Source organism: Streptomyces sp. NH27 (assembly GCF_056859195.1).
Genome location: NZ_JACEGK010001088.1, coordinates 1 through 455 on the forward strand (window position 1 = coordinate 1; position 455 = coordinate 455).

Consider the following 455-nt stretch of genomic DNA (forward strand, 5'->3'; position numbering starts at 1 on the left):
CGGTACGGTCCCCGCTGCGGCTGCACCGGCTGCCGCCGCACCCGCTGCCGCCGCACCGGCGAGCGCCGCCACTCGGCGCGTGGTCACGTTCACCCGGCAGCGCTCGGTCTGGGACGACCTGGCGATGTGCGAGAGCAGCGGCGACTGGCAGATCAACACCGGCAACCGCTACTACGGCGGGCTCCAGTTCTGGCAGCCCACCTGGGAGTTGTTCGGCGGGCTGAAGTACGCGCGCCGCGCCGACCTGGCCACGCCCCAGCACCAGATCGACATCGCCGAGGTGGTACTTCGGGCGCAGGGCTGGGGTGCCTGGCCGGCGTGCTCGCGGCCCATCGGGATGAGCGGCTTCAAGCACATCGTGCACACAGTGCAGCCCGGTGAGACCCTGGCGGGCATCGCCCGTTCGTACGACGTGGACGGTGGCTGGCAGCGGCTGTACCAGCTCAACAACAGCC

Annotated in this window: 1 protein-coding gene; it reads left to right on the top strand. The window is 71.2% G+C overall.

The genetic code is table 11. The features are described 5' to 3' along the window. Nucleotides 1-79: 79 nt before the first annotated feature. The coding region (locus tag AC13HU_RS38155) for a LysM peptidoglycan-binding domain-containing protein (protein WP_483046576.1) at nt 80-455 on the top strand (376 nt) is incomplete at its 3' end.